This is a genomic window from Kosakonia pseudosacchari, assembly GCF_900184035.1.
Taxonomy (GTDB): Bacteria; Pseudomonadota; Gammaproteobacteria; order Enterobacterales; family Enterobacteriaceae; genus Kosakonia; species Kosakonia pseudosacchari.
Genome location: NZ_FXWP01000009.1, coordinates 259,141 through 277,460, shown reverse-complemented (window position 1 = coordinate 277,460; position 18,320 = coordinate 259,141). Strand labels below are relative to the sequence as shown.

General features: G+C 54.2%; 14 protein-coding genes. 5 read left to right on the top strand and 9 right to left on the bottom strand.

All coding sequences use genetic code 11. The features are described 5' to 3' along the window. From BN2591_RS03330 to BN2591_RS03315, 4 genes are read right to left on the bottom strand one after another with little or no spacing between them, the layout of a single operon-like run. Window positions 1-825, bottom strand: coding sequence for a hypothetical protein (locus tag BN2591_RS03330; RefSeq protein ID WP_086869004.1), 825 nt, complete (start codon window positions 823-825; stop codon window positions 1-3). Beyond that, a complete protein-coding gene (locus BN2591_RS03325) occupies window positions 812-2,251 on the bottom strand; it encodes a radical SAM protein (RefSeq protein WP_086869002.1) in 1,440 nt (479 codons plus the stop codon). Before BN2591_RS03325 ends, BN2591_RS03330 begins: the two co-directional genes overlap by 14 nt. Next, the gene (locus BN2591_RS03320; RefSeq protein WP_086869000.1) at window positions 2,251-3,525 is read right to left on the bottom strand and encodes a glycosyltransferase family 2 protein; all 1,275 of its coding nucleotides are present in this window, start codon (window positions 3,523-3,525) and stop codon (window positions 2,251-2,253) included. Before BN2591_RS03320 ends, BN2591_RS03325 begins: the two co-directional genes overlap by 1 nt. A gap of 23 nt (window positions 3,526-3,548) precedes the next feature. Further along, a complete protein-coding gene (locus BN2591_RS03315; RefSeq protein WP_086868998.1) occupies window positions 3,549-4,907 on the bottom strand; it encodes a glycosyltransferase family protein in 1,359 nt (452 codons plus the stop codon). 479 nt (window positions 4,908-5,386) lie between these two features. On the opposite strand from BN2591_RS03315, the gene sra reads away from it, so the two are divergent. From sra to BN2591_RS03300, 3 genes are all read left to right on the top strand, one after another. Then, window positions 5,387-5,524: a stationary-phase-induced ribosome-associated protein gene (gene sra, locus BN2591_RS03310; RefSeq protein ID WP_086868995.1), complete on the top strand. Its 138-nt coding sequence runs from the start codon at window positions 5,387-5,389 to the stop codon at window positions 5,522-5,524. Window positions 5,525-5,713: 189 nt separating this feature from the next. Next, window positions 5,714-7,417 carry an NAD-dependent malic enzyme gene (locus BN2591_RS03305; protein ID WP_086868993.1) on the top strand — a complete coding sequence of 568 codons (1,704 nt, stop codon included), beginning with the start codon at window positions 5,714-5,716 and terminating at the stop codon, window positions 7,415-7,417. A 301-nt stretch (window positions 7,418-7,718) separates the two neighbouring features. Further along, window positions 7,719-9,425 (top strand): ABC-F family ATP-binding cassette domain-containing protein, encoded by a 1,707-nt coding sequence (locus tag BN2591_RS03300; protein WP_086868991.1) that lies wholly within the window; start codon window positions 7,719-7,721, stop codon window positions 9,423-9,425. A 300-nt stretch (window positions 9,426-9,725) separates the two neighbouring features. On the opposite strand, the gene BN2591_RS03295 is transcribed toward BN2591_RS03300, so the two are convergent. Continuing rightward, the gene (locus BN2591_RS03295; RefSeq protein WP_086868989.1) at window positions 9,726-10,328 is read right to left on the bottom strand and encodes an inorganic diphosphatase; all 603 of its coding nucleotides are present in this window, start codon (window positions 10,326-10,328) and stop codon (window positions 9,726-9,728) included. Window positions 10,329-10,603: 275 nt separating this feature from the next. On the opposite strand from BN2591_RS03295, the gene adhP reads away from it, so the two are divergent. Next, a complete protein-coding gene (adhP, locus tag BN2591_RS03290) occupies window positions 10,604-11,614 on the top strand; it encodes an alcohol dehydrogenase AdhP (RefSeq protein WP_086868988.1) in 1,011 nt (336 codons plus the stop codon). Window positions 11,615-11,679: 65 nt separating this feature from the next. Further along, entirely contained in the window at window positions 11,680-12,114 is a 435-nt protein-coding gene (locus BN2591_RS03285) for a VOC family protein (protein ID WP_086868986.1), read from the top strand. Between the two features lie 132 nt (window positions 12,115-12,246). Here BN2591_RS03285 and araJ read toward each other — a convergent pair whose 3' ends face one another. The 4 genes from araJ to fdnG form a co-directional block, all read right to left on the bottom strand. Then, on the bottom strand, window positions 12,247-13,419 hold the full coding sequence (gene araJ / locus BN2591_RS03280; protein ID WP_086868985.1) for an MFS transporter AraJ: 1,173 nt from the start codon (window positions 13,417-13,419) through the stop codon (window positions 12,247-12,249). Window positions 13,420-13,622: 203 nt separating this feature from the next. Next, window positions 13,623-14,279 carry a formate dehydrogenase-N subunit gamma gene (fdnI, locus tag BN2591_RS03275; protein ID WP_086868983.1) on the bottom strand — a complete coding sequence of 219 codons (657 nt, stop codon included), beginning with the start codon at window positions 14,277-14,279 and terminating at the stop codon, window positions 13,623-13,625. Continuing rightward, entirely contained in the window at window positions 14,272-15,156 is an 885-nt protein-coding gene (gene fdxH / locus BN2591_RS03270) for a formate dehydrogenase subunit beta (protein WP_086868982.1), read from the bottom strand. Before fdxH ends, fdnI begins: the two co-directional genes overlap by 8 nt. 12 nt (window positions 15,157-15,168) lie before the next feature. Further along, window positions 15,169-18,216 (bottom strand): formate dehydrogenase-N subunit alpha, encoded by a 3,048-nt coding sequence (gene fdnG, locus BN2591_RS03265; protein WP_143468234.1) that lies wholly within the window; start codon window positions 18,214-18,216, stop codon window positions 15,169-15,171. Window positions 18,217-18,320: the final 104 nt, after the last annotated feature.

The following is an 18,320-nucleotide window of genomic DNA, read 5'->3' as shown; positions in this document are numbered from 1 at the left end:
CTACACTCCTTTGTCATCTCCGCAGCACTGGCTTTCAGCCACGGCCAGATAATCGGTGTAGATTTGCGGTGAACCTGAGAAAGACGCGAGCTGTTTCCACTCCTCATACATCTGTTTGGTGTCCCGATGCGCGCTGGCGAAAATCGCGGCCTGATCGGTGGCGATATCCGGTTCAGGATAGAAAACATCGAGTGCCGCAAGGCTCGCTATCTCCATCATCACCACATATTGATCCAGCCGGTTGCCGCGCTCACCTTTCAGCAAGCGGAATTTCCAGTCCGGGTAATCTTCAATGCGTTGGTAATTTTCAGCGATAAAAGTCTCGAAGGTCGCGGCCTTGACATCCGGGCGCAGCGCCAGGTTATGAATGCCTATGACCCGGGCTTCAGGTTCCTCTCCCGGCCGTTCGCGATAGCGAGGGCCATCCTGCACGGTGCTTTTTTTGTTCTCCGCCAGCAACCGATAATCGGTGTAGATCGTCGGTAGTGCGCTGAATGTTCCCAGTTGCTGCCATTCGCGCAGTAATTGCTGCGCATGCGGGCGATCGCGCCAGAACTGACGCGCCAGCGCGGTGAGATTGCCGTCCGCGCGCTGGTAACGATCGCGTATGCCGGCGTTTTCGATCTCATACAGCATCAGAAATTGCCCGGCGCGCTCTCCCCGCAGACCGCGCAGTAGCGTCCAGCGCCAGCCGGGGTAACAGGGGATCTGGCACCCTTTCTCGCGAACAAACTGCTCAAATTGCTCATTAGTGACCCCGGCTTCGGTGTCAATGGCGATGTAATAAAGGCTAAAAACCGGTGTTGATGCCTCAGTCTGTTTCATGCCCGACCTCCACGTTGAACTGGGTATTAATGATCGCTTCCACCAGCGTGACGCCATTTGGCGTGAGCGTGACGTTATCGCCAGTCACGGTGATGAGTGCTTTTTGCGTTAACCTCGTTAACGCGCGCTGAATAACCGGGTTATTGAAAAAACTGCGACCATCGAAGCGCTGGCGGAATTCGCGATCGCTGACCGGACGCAGGGTAGAGAGCGCCATTTTGAAGGCATTCACTTCGCGCTTGAGCGGTGAAAAACCCCGCTGCGACTCAATGGGTAAGCGCCCTTCTTCCAGCGCCTGGGAGTAACATTTGTAATCGGTGATGTTGATAGCCTCCGACTGCGTGCATTTCGAACTGCCGCCAAGGCCAATCGCCACTTCCGGATACTGTTTATCAAGATCGGTGATCAGTCCTTTCCACTTCTCCGCTGGCTGAGTGCGCCGATGGAAATACATGGTGGGATGTTCAATGTAATCGTCGGCGAAGTAGTGTTCGATCAGCTCACGCATCTGATACTGCTTACCCAGCCCCGGAAAAACGCGGGTCGCCCCTTTTTTCTGCCATAAGCTCTGGCGCTGCCCCGATACACCAGTGCGCTGCTTCATAAATTCCGCCAGATGCAACTTTGTGCAGACGACATGGGAAAGCGCCAGTTCGCGGCATTTCTCCATATCATATTTCACGTCATCGACGCGTTGCCCGGGCAGGCCGTAGATCAGATCCACACTTATCCAGTCGAAACCAACGTCGCGCGCGTTCGCAATCGTCTGTTCGCAGGTTTCCGCGCTGTGTTTACGCCCGCAGGCCTCGATAAGCTGGTTATTGAACGACTGGACACCAAAACTGATTTTGCTGAAACCGAGTGTTTTGAGCAGCTGCAGATAGGCTTTTGTCAGCGTTGCCGGTTCCCCTTCAAAGCGCAGCGTGGCGGCAGAAAAATTGAAGTGTTGCCGGTAAAACGCAATCAGACGCCGAAGTTCCGCTTCCGGCAGCAACGACGGCGTGCCGCCGAAAACGTTAAATTCGCCCACTTCAGCGTCGGCAAGCGCGGGCACATTTTGCAGCCACAACGTTGCTTCCTGAATGTTCTGATCCACGATCCGCTGAAAAACGGCGCGCGAGGGCGCGCTCTGCGGGTTAATGATAATGGTCGGGAACTGGCAGAAATGGCAGCGGTAGCGGCACGTTGGAATCGATGCCCAGAGATGGATCTGTGCCGCCTGCTTGATGTCGTGTTCCATGTCGCGGAAAAAGGCATCCTGCGAATACGCCGTGATGTCGCCCGGAAACACGTGGCAGCCAAAAGGGTCCCGGTAGACATACTCCAGTAAAGTGCGGTTTTCTGGCGCCGCCAGGAAATCGTACACGCGAGGCACCGGGTAGTCAGGGTCGAGATCGTTTAACGAATCCAGAAGTGCACTGTCCATCAGAATACGCCTCCGTTGGCAAAGTAGTTATGCGCCATGCCGGATTCGCGATCCTCACAGAAATACCAGACGAAACGCTGGAAATCGCTCTCTTTAACTTCGTCAAAACAGGCTGGCAGCGGCGGTGGAAAACCAATGTCTTCGCCCATTGCGCGGCGCATGGCGCTGAAAATCTCGTCGCGAAACTCGAAATAGAGCCGGTAAGCGGGCGTTTTATAGGCGTGGATGGGGGTGAAATCGATAATCCGCGTTTCGTGTTTAATGGCCTCAATGCGCCGGAACAGGCGATCGGCCACCACCGGACCGAAGAAGTCTCGCACAGCGTCGCTGTCCAACAGCAGATGCGGGTTGAGCAGCACCGGCAGCACAATGTTTTTCGGCACGTAATCTTTGATGGAGTAGTGCCAGGCCTGCAATGATTGCGCCGGTGTCGTGTCGCGAAGTGTGGTTTGCTGTCCCCCTTCCGGGCGGACATCTTTCATGATGATGATGCCATCGTGCCCATAAGCGACACCGGTTATCACTTCCTGCAGAATGGTGTCTACGCGGCGGCTGTTGATTTCAACGTGAGAATCGCGCGCGTAGACAGGTTTCCCGCCAGCGGCGATCACGCGAATACCGAAATCCCAGTCATCGGAAAGATGCTCGACAAACCGGCCGTTACTGAGCTGGTAAAAGATTTCAATGCCGCCAACCTTATCGTACATCGTGCGTTCCACGGCAAAACCCTTGCCATCCGGGAAGCCACCAAACAGCGAAAATGAGACATCGCGGCAGCGCAGCGTTTTCTGGATCTCCGCAAACAGGTTCGGGCGCAGCCGGAAGTCGTTTTCGTTGTAGTAGTAATTACAGGTGCCTAAATCCCCTGCTTCCTCGACCATTTTTTCAATTAGCGTGTGCAGCCACCAGCTGTCCACGGTACAGTCCGCATCGGCCGAAACGATATAGTGTTTTCGGTCGACGCCAAGGCGTTTATCCCGGGCTTTTGCACGCAGCGATGCGTAGTCCATTCCGCATTTTCGCGCGGAGGAGACACCCTGCGTGGTTTCCTTGATGATATGAATATCCATTGCCGGATTGAGTCGATGAAAATCCTCTATTTGCGCGACTGAATCATCGGTGGAATTATTATCCACCACGATCAGTTCCCAGTTATCATGCGTCAGCATGTTATTACGCGTTCTTTGATTAAGTAGCGACATAAGCACAGAATTAATTCTGTCGCTCTCGTTATAAACGGGCAAAACAATAGAAACATAAACATTGTTACGCATATATACCACTCCCTGAGTATTAATTAAGACTCAACGCTCTTGCTGCTAAGTATTTTCTTACCAATAAGAAAGTTTTGATAAGCCATTTCTGACATTAACGGTTTGTTGGTGATGAGTTTATAAACACTGAGAATAAACTCATCGTCAGGTAAATCATCTTTATCAGCCGAAATATCCATAACTGGCGCAAAGAATCCATATTGTCCATAAACTTCGTCATAATATTCGTAACGTGTCGAAATGTAACAGCGCCGATGACTGATCGCCTCACCAATTGGATTGCCATAACTGTCGTAATCCCACGATGTCAGGAAAGAAACGAGATCGCACGAGTAATATAAATCTTCAATGGTATAAGTGTTCATGCCGGGGGGCATATAACCATGTTGCAACCAACCAATAAAATGTATGAATGGTTCAAGCTGTAATTTTCTGGATAAATCAACCAGCGACTGATAACACTCTGGCGCCTCATGGGGATCGCCTGCGATGACAAGAAATACGCGCGCATCGTGACCGTGTTGTTGAAATAACTGATTAAGCCGTGATACCAGGTAAATATCCCGGTCAAGTCGTTTTTGTGGGATCAGGCGCGTGGTTCGGGCAATCAATATATCATCACAGCCAATACCAAGGCTGCGTCGCATATCACTATGACTTCGCGCGTCAGTAAAGTTGTAGGCGTTCTTTTTTACTTTAACTTCAACGGCATAGTTGCACCATCTTTCAAGCTTCTCTTTCAAATCCTCGTTGAGCGTCACGTACGTGATATAACGAGATTTTATGGGTTTGATGGCATAGGGGTATGGGTAGGTTCCATATTTCATCACCGTTTTTTCGCTGTTCCACATTAAATCATGGTCGCGCCAGGTGACGAATTGCTCTAAATCATAACGATTTCCATATGTATCGATAGCAATGTATAGGGCTTTCGTATAAATAATATTTTCCGGAAGCGTACCGTTTTCAACAAAAACAGTGCCGATATTGAGTTGCTCCCATTGGCGCACGATTTTCTTTGCCAGTTGGCACGCCGTTTTATCAATGACAGAGAGAATTCTTTCACGTTCCGCTGATGAAACCGATATTTTTTGGCTAATCAATACATTATGTGAATATTCAATAAATTGAGGGTTGTAATCCGGTATGCTGGCAATATCATTAATTCGCACAAGCGTAAAGCCGCCTTTGTATATAGCATTCTCCCATTCATATGGTTTATTGAACTTTCCCTTGTCTATCTTGATATCGTAACCAAGATCAAGATAAGGTTTAATTCCCTTGTGTACCAATCCTTGTGCTGTTTTGAACGCTTCAACAGTTATGCCTGAAAATGCAACAGCATCAAAAGAAATAAAAATCACTCCATTTCGATTGTTCATGGAATTGCCTCTTTCTCATTGCGGAAATGTTTTTAATTATTCCATTGGCATTAAGAAAGCATATTAATATCGAAGATAAAAGTGGCGAACATCGCAATATTGAAGATTGTCCTGTTTTTTTAACCTTTCATCACACAAAAAGAGAAACGTAATTTCAGTGTTTGCAGGTGGCTAAACTGTACGTCGCAAATAAATAATGGCATTGCCGCGCTATAAGAGAAGACTTATCTACTACGACTGAGTGTGTTCGTCGTATTTGCTCATAAACTCTGGGTGCGAACAGGAATAACTCTGCCTGCGTGGTGGCTTTATTTATCACGATAAAGCCTAAAGGTAACTTTTCTTATTGCACTTTGTGCCGGGATGTTCGAGGATAACCATTCGGTACGTTTTTTGTACCGCGCAATGATGAGATTGAATTTCGCCCGGTCAGTCGCCGGGCTTGTCCTTGAAACATTGAACTGGATTAAGGAGTAAGCATGAAATCGAACCGTCAGGCACGTCATCTAATGGGACTGGATTACAAAGTGTCGAACACCCGCAAAGTTGTCACCAAAGACAACCAGGAAGAGACGGTGGTCGCTCACCGTTCCGGGCGTCATCGCCGCGCTGGCTAATGATTCCATCCCTGCCACCCCGTTCGGGGTGGCTTTTGCCCTCATCTTCTCCTTGATAATGATAAAAATTCAATCAACGAATACTGCGATCGGGAAGTATTTGCTGAAGCGATGCTTTATACTTGCGCCCGCCGCTGTACCGGTCCGTGACTCACCCCCACGGGAGAAAGTTGATCAAGGAGCTGTAAGATGAATGCAAAGCATAATAAAAACCGATCGTTATATATCCCTTACGCTGGACCCGTGTTGCTGGAATTTCCGTTGCTGAACAAAGGCAGCGCCTTCAGCATGGAAGAGCGCAGCAACTTCAACCTGCTTGGCCTGCTGCCAGAAGTGGTTGAAACCATTGAAGAACAAGCCGAACGCGCCTGGTTGCAGTATCAGGGCTTTAAAACCGACATCGATAAGCACATCTATCTGCGTAATATTCAGGACACCAATGAAACCCTCTTCTACCGGCTGGTGGAAAATCATCTCGAAGAGATGATGCCGGTGATCTACACCCCAACTGTTGGCTGGGCGTGTGAACGTTTTTCTGATATTTACCGCCGCGCACGCGGGGTGTTCATCTCCTGGCAGAACCGCGCCAGCATGGACGATATCCTGCAAAACGTGCCGAACCACAACATCAAAGTGATTGTCGTGACCGACGGGGAACGCATTCTTGGTCTTGGCGACCAGGGGATTGGCGGCATGGGGATTCCGATCGGCAAACTGTCGCTTTACACCTCCTGCGGTGGTATCAGCCCGGCTTACACCCTGCCTGTGGTGCTGGATGTGGGCACCAACAATCAGCAGTTGATTAACGATCCGCTCTATATGGGTTCGCGTCACCCGCGTATCACCGGGGATGAGTATTACGCTTTTGTTGATGAATTTATCCAGGCGGTGAAACAGCGCTGGCCGGACGCGCTGCTGCAATTTGAAGACTTCGCGCAGAAAAATGCCATGCCGCTGCTGAACCGCTATCGCGATGAAATCTGCTGCTTTAACGATGACATCCAGGGCACGGCGGCAGTCACTGTTGGTACGCTGATTGCGGCGAGCCGCGCGGCGGGCAGCCAGCTCAGCCAGCAGAAAATCGTCTTCCTTGGCGCGGGCTCCGCCGGCTGTGGTATCGCCGAACAAATCATTGCGCAGACCCAGCGTGAAGGATTGAGCGAAGCGGACGCCCGCCAGAAGGTCTATATGGTTGACCGTTTTGGTCTGCTGACAGACGAAATGCCGAATTTGCTGCCGTTCCAGAGCAAGCTGGTGCAAAAACGCGAAAACCTGCAAAACTGGGACACCGGCGCGCAGAACGAAGCCCTCTCCCTGCTTGATGTGGTACGTAACGTACGCCCGGATATTCTGATCGGCGTCTCCGGCCAGACCGGGCTGTTCACGGAAGAGATCATCCGCGAAATGCATAAACACTGCCCGCGACCGATTATCATGCCGCTGTCAAACCCGACGTCCCGTGTTGAGGCGACACCGCAGGATATTATCAGCTGGACTGATGGGATGGCGCTGGTTGCGACCGGCAGCCCGTTCTCACCGGTGCAGTGGAAAGACAAAACCTACCCGATTGCCCAGTGCAACAACGCCTACATCTTCCCCGGCATTGGCCTGGGCGTTATCTCCAGTGGCGCGTCGCGCATTACCGACGACATGCTGATGGCGGCGAGCGAAACGCTGGCGGAATACTCCCCGCTGCTGCTCAACGGTGAAGGGCTGGTGCTGCCGGAGCTGAAAGACATTCAGCAAGTCTCACGCGCCATTGCTTTCGCCGTCGGCAAAATGGCGCAACAGCAAGGCCTGGCGGCGAAAACCTCTGCCGAAGCGCTCAAGCAATCCATTGACGACAACTTCTGGGAGCCGAAGTACCGCAGCTACCGCCGTACGTCTATCTAACCTGCTTATCCGGCGCTGCGGCGCCGGTTTTTTTTCCCGCTGGTAAAACATTCACTTCCCCGCTAAACTCCTTTTCACCCATTAACTTACTGAATATAAAAAAGGAGGCTACTTATGCTGTATTGTGAATTGTTTGACTATTCACATGCATTTGGCGATCGCGCCAGCTCAAGCGTTATCGGTATCGTGCTGCGATAACTTCGGCTTGAGCGAAGACAACAATCCCTTCCCTTGGGCTTACCAGGTTATCGTCAGCGATGTTTGACGAGGCACACGCGTGCCTGTAACTCTTGAGTAAGCAATGAGCACATTATTATCTGCACAATCTCTGCGTGTTGAAACGGCGTTTGGTCCGTTATTCTCCGATCTCTCCTTCACCCTGAAAAAAGGCGATCGCCTTGGGCTTATTGGCGACAATGGCTGCGGTAAAAGTACGCTGCTAAAAGTGCTGGACGGTTCACTCTCCCCGCTTTCCGGCAATGTGACGGTGGCGAACCAGTGCCTGCTGGCGCGCGTTGAGCAACATCTGCCCGATGCCCTGTTATCCATGGCGCTGCTTGATGCGGTGCTGGCGCAGCTTCCGGCACTTGAGCGCGACAGTCAGCGCTGGCGCGGCGAATCATTATTAGCCAGCATGGGGCTGAGTCCACAGGAAATCGCTTTAACGGCCGCCACGCTGAGCGGCGGGCAACATACCCGCTTGCTGCTGGCGCGGGCGCTGATCCGCGAACCGGATCTGCTGCTGCTCGACGAGCCCGGTAACCACCTCGATCTGCCCACCTTGCTGTGGCTGGAACAGTTTCTGCAAAGCTGGTCCGGCAGTTTCGTAATGGTGTCGCACGACGCGGCGTTACTGGATGCGGTGACCAATGGCAGTTGGATCCTGCGTGACCACACGCTGCACAGCTTCGCGCTCCCCTGTAGCGCGGCGCGTCTGGCGCTGGAAGCGCGGGATGAGAGCGATGCCCTGCGTCACAAAGCGGAGCAAAAGGAGATCGACCGCGTTACTGCCAGCGCCAAACGGCTGGCCACCTGGGGGCGCGTCTACGACAATGAAGATCTGGCGCGCAAAGCAAAACAGATGGAGCGCCAGGTCGAGCGTCTGAAAGAGAGCCAGACCGAACTGACCGAGGGCAGCCAGTGGCGGCTGGCGCTGCATGGCGAGGAGCTCAGGGCCGACCGTCTGCTGGAGATGGAACAGCTGGCGGTTCCGCCTGCGCCAGGGTTACCGGAGCTGTTTCAGGTGCCGGTTGCGCGGCTGAAAAGTGGCGATCGCGTCGCCATTGTCGGGCGTAACGGCTGCGGGAAATCCTCGCTGCTGCGTCTTATCTGGCGGGCTTATCAGCAGGAAAGCGTATCCGGGTTGCGTCTGCATCCCCGTCTGAACGCGGGTTACTACGACCAGACGCTGCACCAGTTGCCGGATGACGCCACGCTGTTTGACGCGCTGGAGCCGTTTGCCCCCACGCCGCAGGATCGCAAAATGGCGCTCATCAGCGCCGGTTTTGCCTGGGCGCGTCACGGGCAGCGCGTGGCGACACTGAGCGGCGGCGAGCGTTCACGGCTGCTGTTTGTCGGCCTGTCGCTGGCGCGCTTTAATCTGCTGATGCTGGATGAGCCAACCAACCATCTGGATATGGCAGGCAAAGAGGCGTTGGCGCAAACGCTGCAGCAGTTCAGCGGCGGCGTGTTGCTGGTCAGCCACGACAGAGCGCTTATCAGCAGTAGCTGTAATCGCTTCTGGCTGGTGGAAAACGGTGAACTGAGCGAATGGCATGATGCGGAGGCGGTGTTTGAACGCCTGCGCGAAAGTGTCCGTCACGAGCAGGCAGCGCCGGTTGCGCTTAATGCCGCCGCTGAGCCAGAGGATATTGATGCCCTTCTGGAGCGGTTAATTAAGCTTGAAACCCAACTGGCAGAAGACCTGGCGCGTAAAGCGAAGCACCAGAAACCGCAGCTTCAGGCGCAGTGGCGCGAGGAGATTGCACGCCTTCAACAGAGGTTGTAGTACCACAGTAAACAGGCGCCGCAAGGCGCCTGTTTTTTTGTCTTTAAACGGGCCGTAATTAACAGCGTGCGATGCAAATGTCAGATCGTGGGCGCGGCGGGTAACAGAGCCTTACAGGGGCATCTGAAAAACCCCCGGCTATGCCGGAGGATATTTATTAACCTCGCCGCCGGTGAAGAAAGTCAGCAACAGGCGGGGGCTTATTGTCTTGAGATTGACTTCGTGCAGAGTCGACAGTGACTTTTTAGTGAGTATGCCCCGCAGAAGCGCAATCAACGCCATCAACATGTGCAGGCGGTTTTACTGCTGCGTTTTTTTCGCTTTCCAGGCATCCCATGCCTGTTTGATTTCCTGCTTCGCGGTTGCGGCGTCGTTAAAACCGTTCAGCTCCACTTTTTTACGTCCATCCGGCAACTGTTTGTAAACGCGGAAGAATGCCTCCAGCCGTTGCTGCTCGATTGCAGGCAAATCGGTGATGTTTTTAATGTCGTCATAGGTCGGGTCGATTTTGCTGGCCGGTACGGCAACAATTTTGTCATCCGTTTCGCCACCATCAATCATTTTTAGCACGCCAATCGGGCGCAGTTTGATCAGCGTTCCCGGTGCCAGCGGCGCGCGAGTGTAGAAAATCACATCCAGCGGATCGCCATCTCCCGCCAGCGACTGCGTCAGCGAGCCATAGTTCGCCGGGTAAGCCACCGGCATAGACTGGAAGCGGTCAGCCACGATAAAACCGGTTTTGGCGTCCGTTTCATACTTAATGATGCCGCCCGCCGGGATTTCCGTTACCGCGTAGAACTCTTCCGGGTTATTTTCCGGCTGCGGAAATTCAAGAATATTGTGTGCCTGAACCGAGGCGGATAAGAGAACGCTGACGGCCAATAGTTTTTTCACCAGATGCATTGTTAATCTCTCTTTTGTTATAGAAAGCAACAATTTGGCGGCAGATGATGACAATAGCATGACATTCATCCCTCGCAGCTCATAACCTTATTAACAATGCGGTTACTGATTATTTACCCTACCTAAACCAGGGGAAAGGCGCAGAAAGTATTACAGCATGTTGCCCTGCTCTTGAATGTCACGTCTAAACCATTAATTCTAAAGCCGTAAATGACGGATGAAGCCAGACGCCACACCCGGATCTCAGTTCCATGCCTCATAACAGGAGAAACACCATGAAGGCTGCTGTTGTTACAAAAGATCATCAGGTAGAAGTGACCCAAAAAACCTTACGCCCGCTGAAACATGGCGAAGCGTTGCTGAAAATGGAGTGCTGTGGCGTTTGCCATACAGATTTGCACGTGAAAAACGGGGATTTCGGCGACAAAACCGGTGTGATCCTCGGTCACGAAGGCATTGGCATTGTCACCCAGGTGGCTGAAGGCGTGACCTCGCTGAAAGTGGGCGATCGCGCGTCTGTGGCGTGGTTTTTTCAGGGCTGCGGCCACTGCGAATACTGTAACAGCGGTAATGAAACCTTGTGTCGCGAGGTGGTAAACGCCGGTTACACGGCGGATGGCGGCATGGCGGAAGCGTGCATCGTGGTCGCCGATTACGCGGTGAAAGTACCGGACGGGCTCGATTCTGCCGCGGCCAGCAGCATTACCTGCGCAGGTGTGACCACCTACAAAGCGGTGAAAGTCTCGCAGATCAAACCGGGCCAGTGGATTGCTATCTACGGCCTTGGCGGGCTGGGCAATCTGGCGCTGCAATACGCAAAGAATGTCTTTAACGCCAAAGTGATCGCCATCGACGTGAATGATGAACAACTGAAACTCGCAGCCAGCATGGGGGCGGATCTGACCATCAACTCGCGCAGCGAAGACGCAGCGAAAGTAGTGCAGGAAAAAACTGGCGGCGCCCACGCCGCCGTGGTCACTGCGGTGGCGAAAGCGGCGTTTAATTCCGCCGTCGATGCCGTGCGTGCCGGTGGACGCGTGGTGGCCGTAGGTCTGCCGCCAGAAGCGATGAGCCTCGATATTCCGCGCCTGGTGCTGGATGGCATTCAGGTTGTTGGCTCGCTGGTCGGTACGCGTCAGGATCTGACCGAAGCCTTCCAGTTCGCCGCCGAAGGCAAAGTGGTGCCGAAAGTGGCGCTGCGCCCGCTGGAAGATATCAACGCCATCTTTAAAGAGATGGAACAAGGCCAGATTCGCGGCCGTATGGTGATCGATCTCCGCCATTAATCACCAGGCATTGCCTATAATCACGGGGGCGTTAACGCCCCTTTTTTTATGACACAGAGGTGCTTATGACCACCGCAATTCCCGGTATTGACGTGCTGTTTATCGCCGGTTTTGGCCCTGTTCCGCAAAACGTTGCCGACAGCCAGGCGTTTTACCAGCACACCCTTGGGCTGCCGTTGAAACCGATGGAGGGCGCGAGCGATTACCTCGTCGCCGACCACGATGCGCTGGACGGCGCAAAACACTTCGCCCTGTGGCCGCTGCATCACGCTGCTGTGTCGTGCTTTGGCGCAGAGAAATGGCCGGATTCCCACCCCGTTCCGCAAAGCTGGGTTGAATTTGAAGTGCAGGATTTGGCTATCGCCACCGATGTGCTGGTCAACAAAGGGTATCAACTGCTGGTTGCCAACCGTCTGGAACCCTGGGGTCAGAGCGTCACGCGCCTGCTTGCGCCTGAAGGGGTACTGGTTGGGTTGACCATAACCCCCTGGCTGCGTTAACAGGTGGGTTTACCGGGGCATGCCCCGGTTGTTCGCTTTGCTGAGTGTTTCACGCGTACCGGATGAACCCGGAGAAAGACGCCGATATGCTTTTTTCGCATTTAACCCGGCGGATGTTCACCGGGTTGCGCCTTAGTGCTGAACGACCTGTTCCGGCTGATGCTTTGTTTTTCTGTGACCATAGATCAGAAGCGAGGTCATGGCGGCAAACGTCAGTACCGCTGCCGGTAACGTCAGGTAGCTGTAGGTAAAACCAAACGCGATAATCAGCCCGCCAAACCAGGCGCCGACCGCGTTGCCCAGGTTAAACGCCATCTGCCCGCCGGCCGCGCCGAGCATTTCGCCGCCCTTCGCATTTTGCAGCAGCATGATTTGCAGCGGCGCGGAGAGCGCGAACAGCCCGGCGCAGCAGACAAAACCAAGCGACAACGCCCCCACTTTGCTTTCACCGGTGACAAACAGCGCCAGCATCGCCAGCATAATCAGTAATTCCGTCACCGCCGCGATGCGCACCGGGCTGAATTTCACTGAAAGCCGCCCGCTGAACATATTGCCCAGCACCATGCCGAGCCCCATCAGCATCATGATCAGTGTCATCGCGCTTTCGCTGAAACCAGAGACATTGACCATAAACGGCTTCACATAGCTAAACCAGGCGAATACGCCCGCGTTGCCAAACATGGTGGCGGCGAAAATCAGCCACGGCTCCGGTTTTTTCAGGAAGTGAAACTGTTCGCTCAGGCGGCTTTCACTGGTATCAAACAGCGACGGCACCCAGACAATCACCGAGACGATCACCAGCGCGAAAAAGACCGAGATCAGCAAGAAAGTGTAGCGCCAGCTGAATGCGTGACCGATCCACGTGCCGAGCGGAATACCAACCAGATTAGCGACGGTCATCCCGGCGATCATCCCGGCCACCGCCATCGTCACTTTTCCCGGTGGTGCGATTTTAGAGAGGATTATCGCCCCGACGCCAAAAATCGCCCCGTGCGGGAAACCGGAAATCAGGCGCGCGATAATCAGCATGGTGTAGGAACTGGAGACGGTAAAAATGGCGTTACCCACGAGGCACAGCGCCACCAGGAACAGCAGCGTGTTTTTAAGGGAGAATCGATTGGAAACCAGCGCCATAATCGGCGCGCCAATCACCACGCCAAAGGCGTAAGCAGAGATCATATGCCCCGCCGAAGGAATCGAAATGCCGACATTGTTCGCGAGTTCGGTCAACACGCCCATAATGCCGAACTCCGCCATGCCCAGACCAAAGGTCGCAAGTGCCAACGAAAAAACGGTTTTTTTCATACCACTAACCACTTGTTAAAAGTTTGCGACAGGCATTATTGACTATTCATTCCAGGCAGACCAGTTGAAATGCCCCGGCTGGCATATAAGTCCATGGATTCGGGCAGGTTTATGAATAAACGGGAACGCGGGATGAATAAACGGGAAACGCGGGCGTGAGGAAAAAAAGACCGCTCCGAACGGTTATCCGGAGCGGCCAGGGGTTATTTAATGCCCTCGGTGCTCTCTTTTTTCGCTTCCAGACGCTCCACCTCGCGATACCAGCGCGGGTGGTGCTTCTGCGCCCAGCGGCGGCTCACTTTCCCTTCAATCATGCCTTTGATAGAGCCTTTTACCCAGAACGCCATATACATATGGATTAGGATCGCGTGCAGCAAAATGATCGCCGAGGTGGCGTGCAGCAGCAGGCTGTAGCGGATCACCTGAATCGGGAAGTAGTGCGCAAAATAGGGACGCCAGATAATCACGCCGGTCACCAGCAACACAAAAATCATGCTCATGATTGACCAGAACATCATCTTTTGTCCGGCATTGTATTTCCCGACTTTCGCCACCTTGTGCTCATTGCCTTTCAGCACTTCGACAATGTTTTTCAGCCACGGCAGATCCTGCTTATCCGGGATGTTGTGATGCACAAAACGCACAAACATCACCATCAGCGCCAGGAAGACAACCACGCCAAAGAACGGGTGCAAAATGCGCCCCATCTGCGGCGTGCCGAAGGTTTCCGTCAGCCATTGCAGCGTCGGGAAGAAAAACGAAATGCCAGAGAGCGCGACCAGGAAAAAGCAGATCACCACCGTCCAGTGACAGGCGCGGTCGATAAATTTCGTGCGCACAATCATTTTTGACTTACTCATGATGCTCCTCTTCATCGTCGTCCACTTCTTTGTTCGGCCCGATGCCGATGTAGTGGTAAATCAGCCCGGCGAAGGTGGCGAGGAATCCCGCCGCCGACAACGGTTTCAGTACCCCTTTCCACAGATTGACCGAGGTATCGATCTGCGGATCTTTCGGCAAGTTGTGATACAGGCCTGGCTGGTCGGCATGGTGCAGCACATACATCACATGTGTACCCCCCACGCCCTGCGGGTTGTAAATGCCCGCACTGGCATAACCGCGTGCTTTCAGCTTCGCCACGCGCTGCTCCGCCAGTTCGAGCATTTCGGCTTTGGTGCCGAAATGGATCGCCCCGGTCGGGCAGGTTTTCACACAGGCCGGTTCCTGGCCGACGCTGACGCGATCGACGCAGAGCGTGCATTTGTAGACCCGGTTATCCTCTTTGTTGAGGCGCGGCACGTTAAACGGACAGCCAGCGATGCAGTAGCCGCAGCCAATGCAGTTCTCTTGCTGAAAATCGACAATGCCGTTGGCGTACTGAATAATCGCCCCCGCTGACGGGCAGGCCTTCAGGCAGCCGGGTTCCGCACAGTGCATACAGCCATCTTTGCGGATCAGCCACTCCAGTTTGCCGTTCTGCTCAGTTTCGCTAAAGCGCATCACCGTCCAGGATTTGGCGCTCAGATCGGCCGGGTTATCGTAAACCCCGACGCAATGCCCGACCTCATCACGGATATCGTTCCACTCCGAACAGGCCACCTGGCAGGCTTTGCAGCCTACACAGGTGGAAACGTCGATAAGTTTGGCGACTTCCGCTTTGTAATCACGCGCCCGCGGGGGCGGCGTGACCGGGTTGGTGGCGGAGCGTTTTAGAATATCCTGCGTTTCCATAGCCATTATTTCGCTCCTTTACGCCTTCTCGATATTGACCAAAAACGCTTTGTATTCCGGCGTTTGCGAGTTCGCATCGCCAACGTTCGGCGTCAGTGTATTGGCGATATAGCCTTTCTGCGCCACCCCTACAAAGCCCCAGTGCAGCGGAATACCGATGGTTTCCACAGGCTGACCGTGTACCTGCAAGGTACGCAGACGACGCGTCACCACCGCGACCGCGCGAATAAAGCCGCGCTTGCTGCTCACCGTGACACTGTCACCATTGGCAATGCCTTTTGCCGCCGCCAGCGTTTCGCTGATTTCGACAAACTGCTGCGGCTGGGCGATGGCGTTGAGGCGCGCATGCTTGGTCCAGGTGTGGAAATGCTCCGTCAGGCGGTACGTTGTGCCGACATACGGGAACTGATCTTTTTTACCCATCCGTTTGGCATCATCTGCAAACAGACGTACGACCGGGCTGGAGATGACGTTCGGGTGCAGCGGGTTGGTGCCAAGCGGGGTTTCCATTGGCTCGTAGTGTTCCGGGAATGGCCCTTCCGCCAGCTTGTCGAGGGCGAACAACCGCCCCAGCCCTTCCTGCTGCATGATGAACGGCCCGGTATTGCTGCCCGGCGGCGCGGTGTTGAAATCCGCAATGTCGTTGCCGACCCACTTCGCCCCGTTCCACTGGATAAGCATCCGTTTCGCATCCCACGGTTTGCCCTGCACATCCGCCGACGCGCGGTTGTAGAGCACCCGGCGGTTGAGCGGCCACGCCCATGCCCATCCGAGCGTATTGCCCAGCCCGGAAGGATCGGCATTATCGCGATTCGCCATCTGGTTGCCCTGCTCCGTCCAGCTACCGCTGTAGATCCAGCAAGATGAGGCAGTGGTGCCGTCATCACGCAGCAGCGCAAAGCTATTGAGCAGTTGGCCTTTTTTCGCCAGCAATTGCCCATTGGCGTCATAGAGATCCGCCAGCGCGTAGCCGTTGTTCTCTTTTGCTACTTCTTCCGAGTGCGGGTTGTGCGGCTGGCGGTAGTTCCAGGACATCTTCAGCAGCGGCTCCGCGCCTTTGCCGCCTTCAGTGCGGTACATCTCGCGCAAGCGGTGGTAAATCCCGGCGAGGATTTCGCCATCGTTCAGCGCTTCGCCCGGCGCGTCCTGGCCTTTCCAGTGCCACTGCAACCAGCGACCGGAGTTGGCAATCGAACCATCTTCCTCGGCAAAACAGGTCGACGGCAGACGAAACACTTCGGTGGCGATAGCCGATGGATCGACATCGTTCATTTCGCCGTGGTTCTGCCAGAAGGTGGAGGTTTCCGTCACCAGCGGATCGATAACCACCATGTACTTCAGCTTGCTCAGCGCACTGACAACTTTGTTTTTGTCCGGGAACGACGCCACCGGGTTAAAGCCCTGGCAGATATAGCCGTTGACTTCCCCTTTCGACATCTTGTCGAAGTACTTGATCACATCCCAGGCCTGGTCCCATTTCGGCAGCCAGTCAAAGCCCCAGTTATTCTCTTTCTGCGCCGCGTCGCCGTAGAACGACTTCATCAGGCTGACAAAGAATTTGGGATAGTTGCTCCAGTAGTTAACCTGGTCCGGCAACAGCGCTTTTGGCGTATTCGCCGCTAGGTACTGTTGCAAATCGGTCTGTTTCTCCGATGGCAGCGTCAGGTAACCCGGCAGGCTGGTCGAGAGCAGCCCCAGATCCGTCAGCCCCTGAATGTTGGAGTGCCCGCGCAGGGCGTTTACCCCGCCACCGGCCATCCCCATGTTGCCAAGCAGCAACTGGATCATCGCCATGGTGCGGATGTTCTGTGCGCCGACGGTGTGTTGCGTCCAGCCCAGTGCGTACAGGAAGGTGGTGGTTCTGTCTGCCGCGCTGGTCGAGGCCAGCACCTCGCACACTTTCAGGAAGTCCGCTTTTGGCGTGCCGCAGATATTTTCCACCGTTTCCGGTGTATAGCGGGCCACGTGCTGTTTCAGCAAGTTCCAGACGCAGCGCGGATCGCTCAGCGTGTCATCGCGTCTGGCGTAGCCGTTTTCATCAAACTGATAGTTCCACGACGTTTTGTCGTACTGGCGTTTTTGCGCGTCGTAGCCGCTGAACAAGCCATCTTCGAAGGCAAAATCATCCCGCACCAGCAACGCGGCGTTGGTGTAGTGTTTGACGTATTCGGCGTTGATCTTGTGGTTTTCAATCAGGTAGCGCAGCACGCCGGAGAGGAAAGTGATATCCGTCCCGGAACGTATTGGCGCATAAATATCGGCAACTGAAGCCGTGCGCGTAAAGCGCGGATCGACCACAATCAGCGTGGCATCATTGTTGTTTTTGGCTTCCATCGCCCAGCGGAAACCGACCGGGTGGGCTTCAGCGGCGTTACCGCCCATCACCATCACCACGTTGGCGTTTTTGATATCAACCCAGTGGTTGGTCATCGCACCGCGACCAAATGTTGGAGCAAGACTTGCTACCGTTGGTCCGTGTCAGACGCGTGCCTGGTTATCCACCGCCAGCATGCCAAGCGATCGCACGAATTTTTGCGTCAGCATGCCGGTTTCATTACTCGCCGCCGAGGCGCACAACATACCGGTTGAGAGCCAGCGGTTGACTTTTACGCCTGCGGCGTTGTTTTCGACGAAGTTGGCATCACGGTCATTTTTCATCAGGCGAGCGATGCGGCTAAAGGCTTCATCCCAACTGATGCGCTGCCATTTGTCAGCGCCTGGCGCGCGATACTCCGGGTAGCGCAGGCGGTTTTCACTGTGTACGTAATCCAGTAGACCGGCCCCTTTCGGGCACAGCGCGCCGCGGCTGACCGGATGATCCGGATCGCCTTCGATATGATAGATGGCCTCTTTCGCGTTTTTCGCGCCATCGCCCAGGCTATACATTAATAACCCGCAACCCACGGAACAGTATGTACAGGAATTTCGCGTCTCTTTGGCGCGCAGTAATTTATAATTTCGCGCCTGCGCCAGCGCCATTTTGGGGGCAAATCCCAATGCGGCCGCTGTTGTTCCTGCCATGCCGCCCGCGCAGATTTTAAAAAATTGTCTGCGGCTGACGTCCATTGCTTTCCTCAATTATTGTCGTTAACTGCGGCCGGAAAACTAAACATTTCACAGGGTGAATTAATTGCGATAAATCAATAACGACGGGGGCTTGATACCTAATA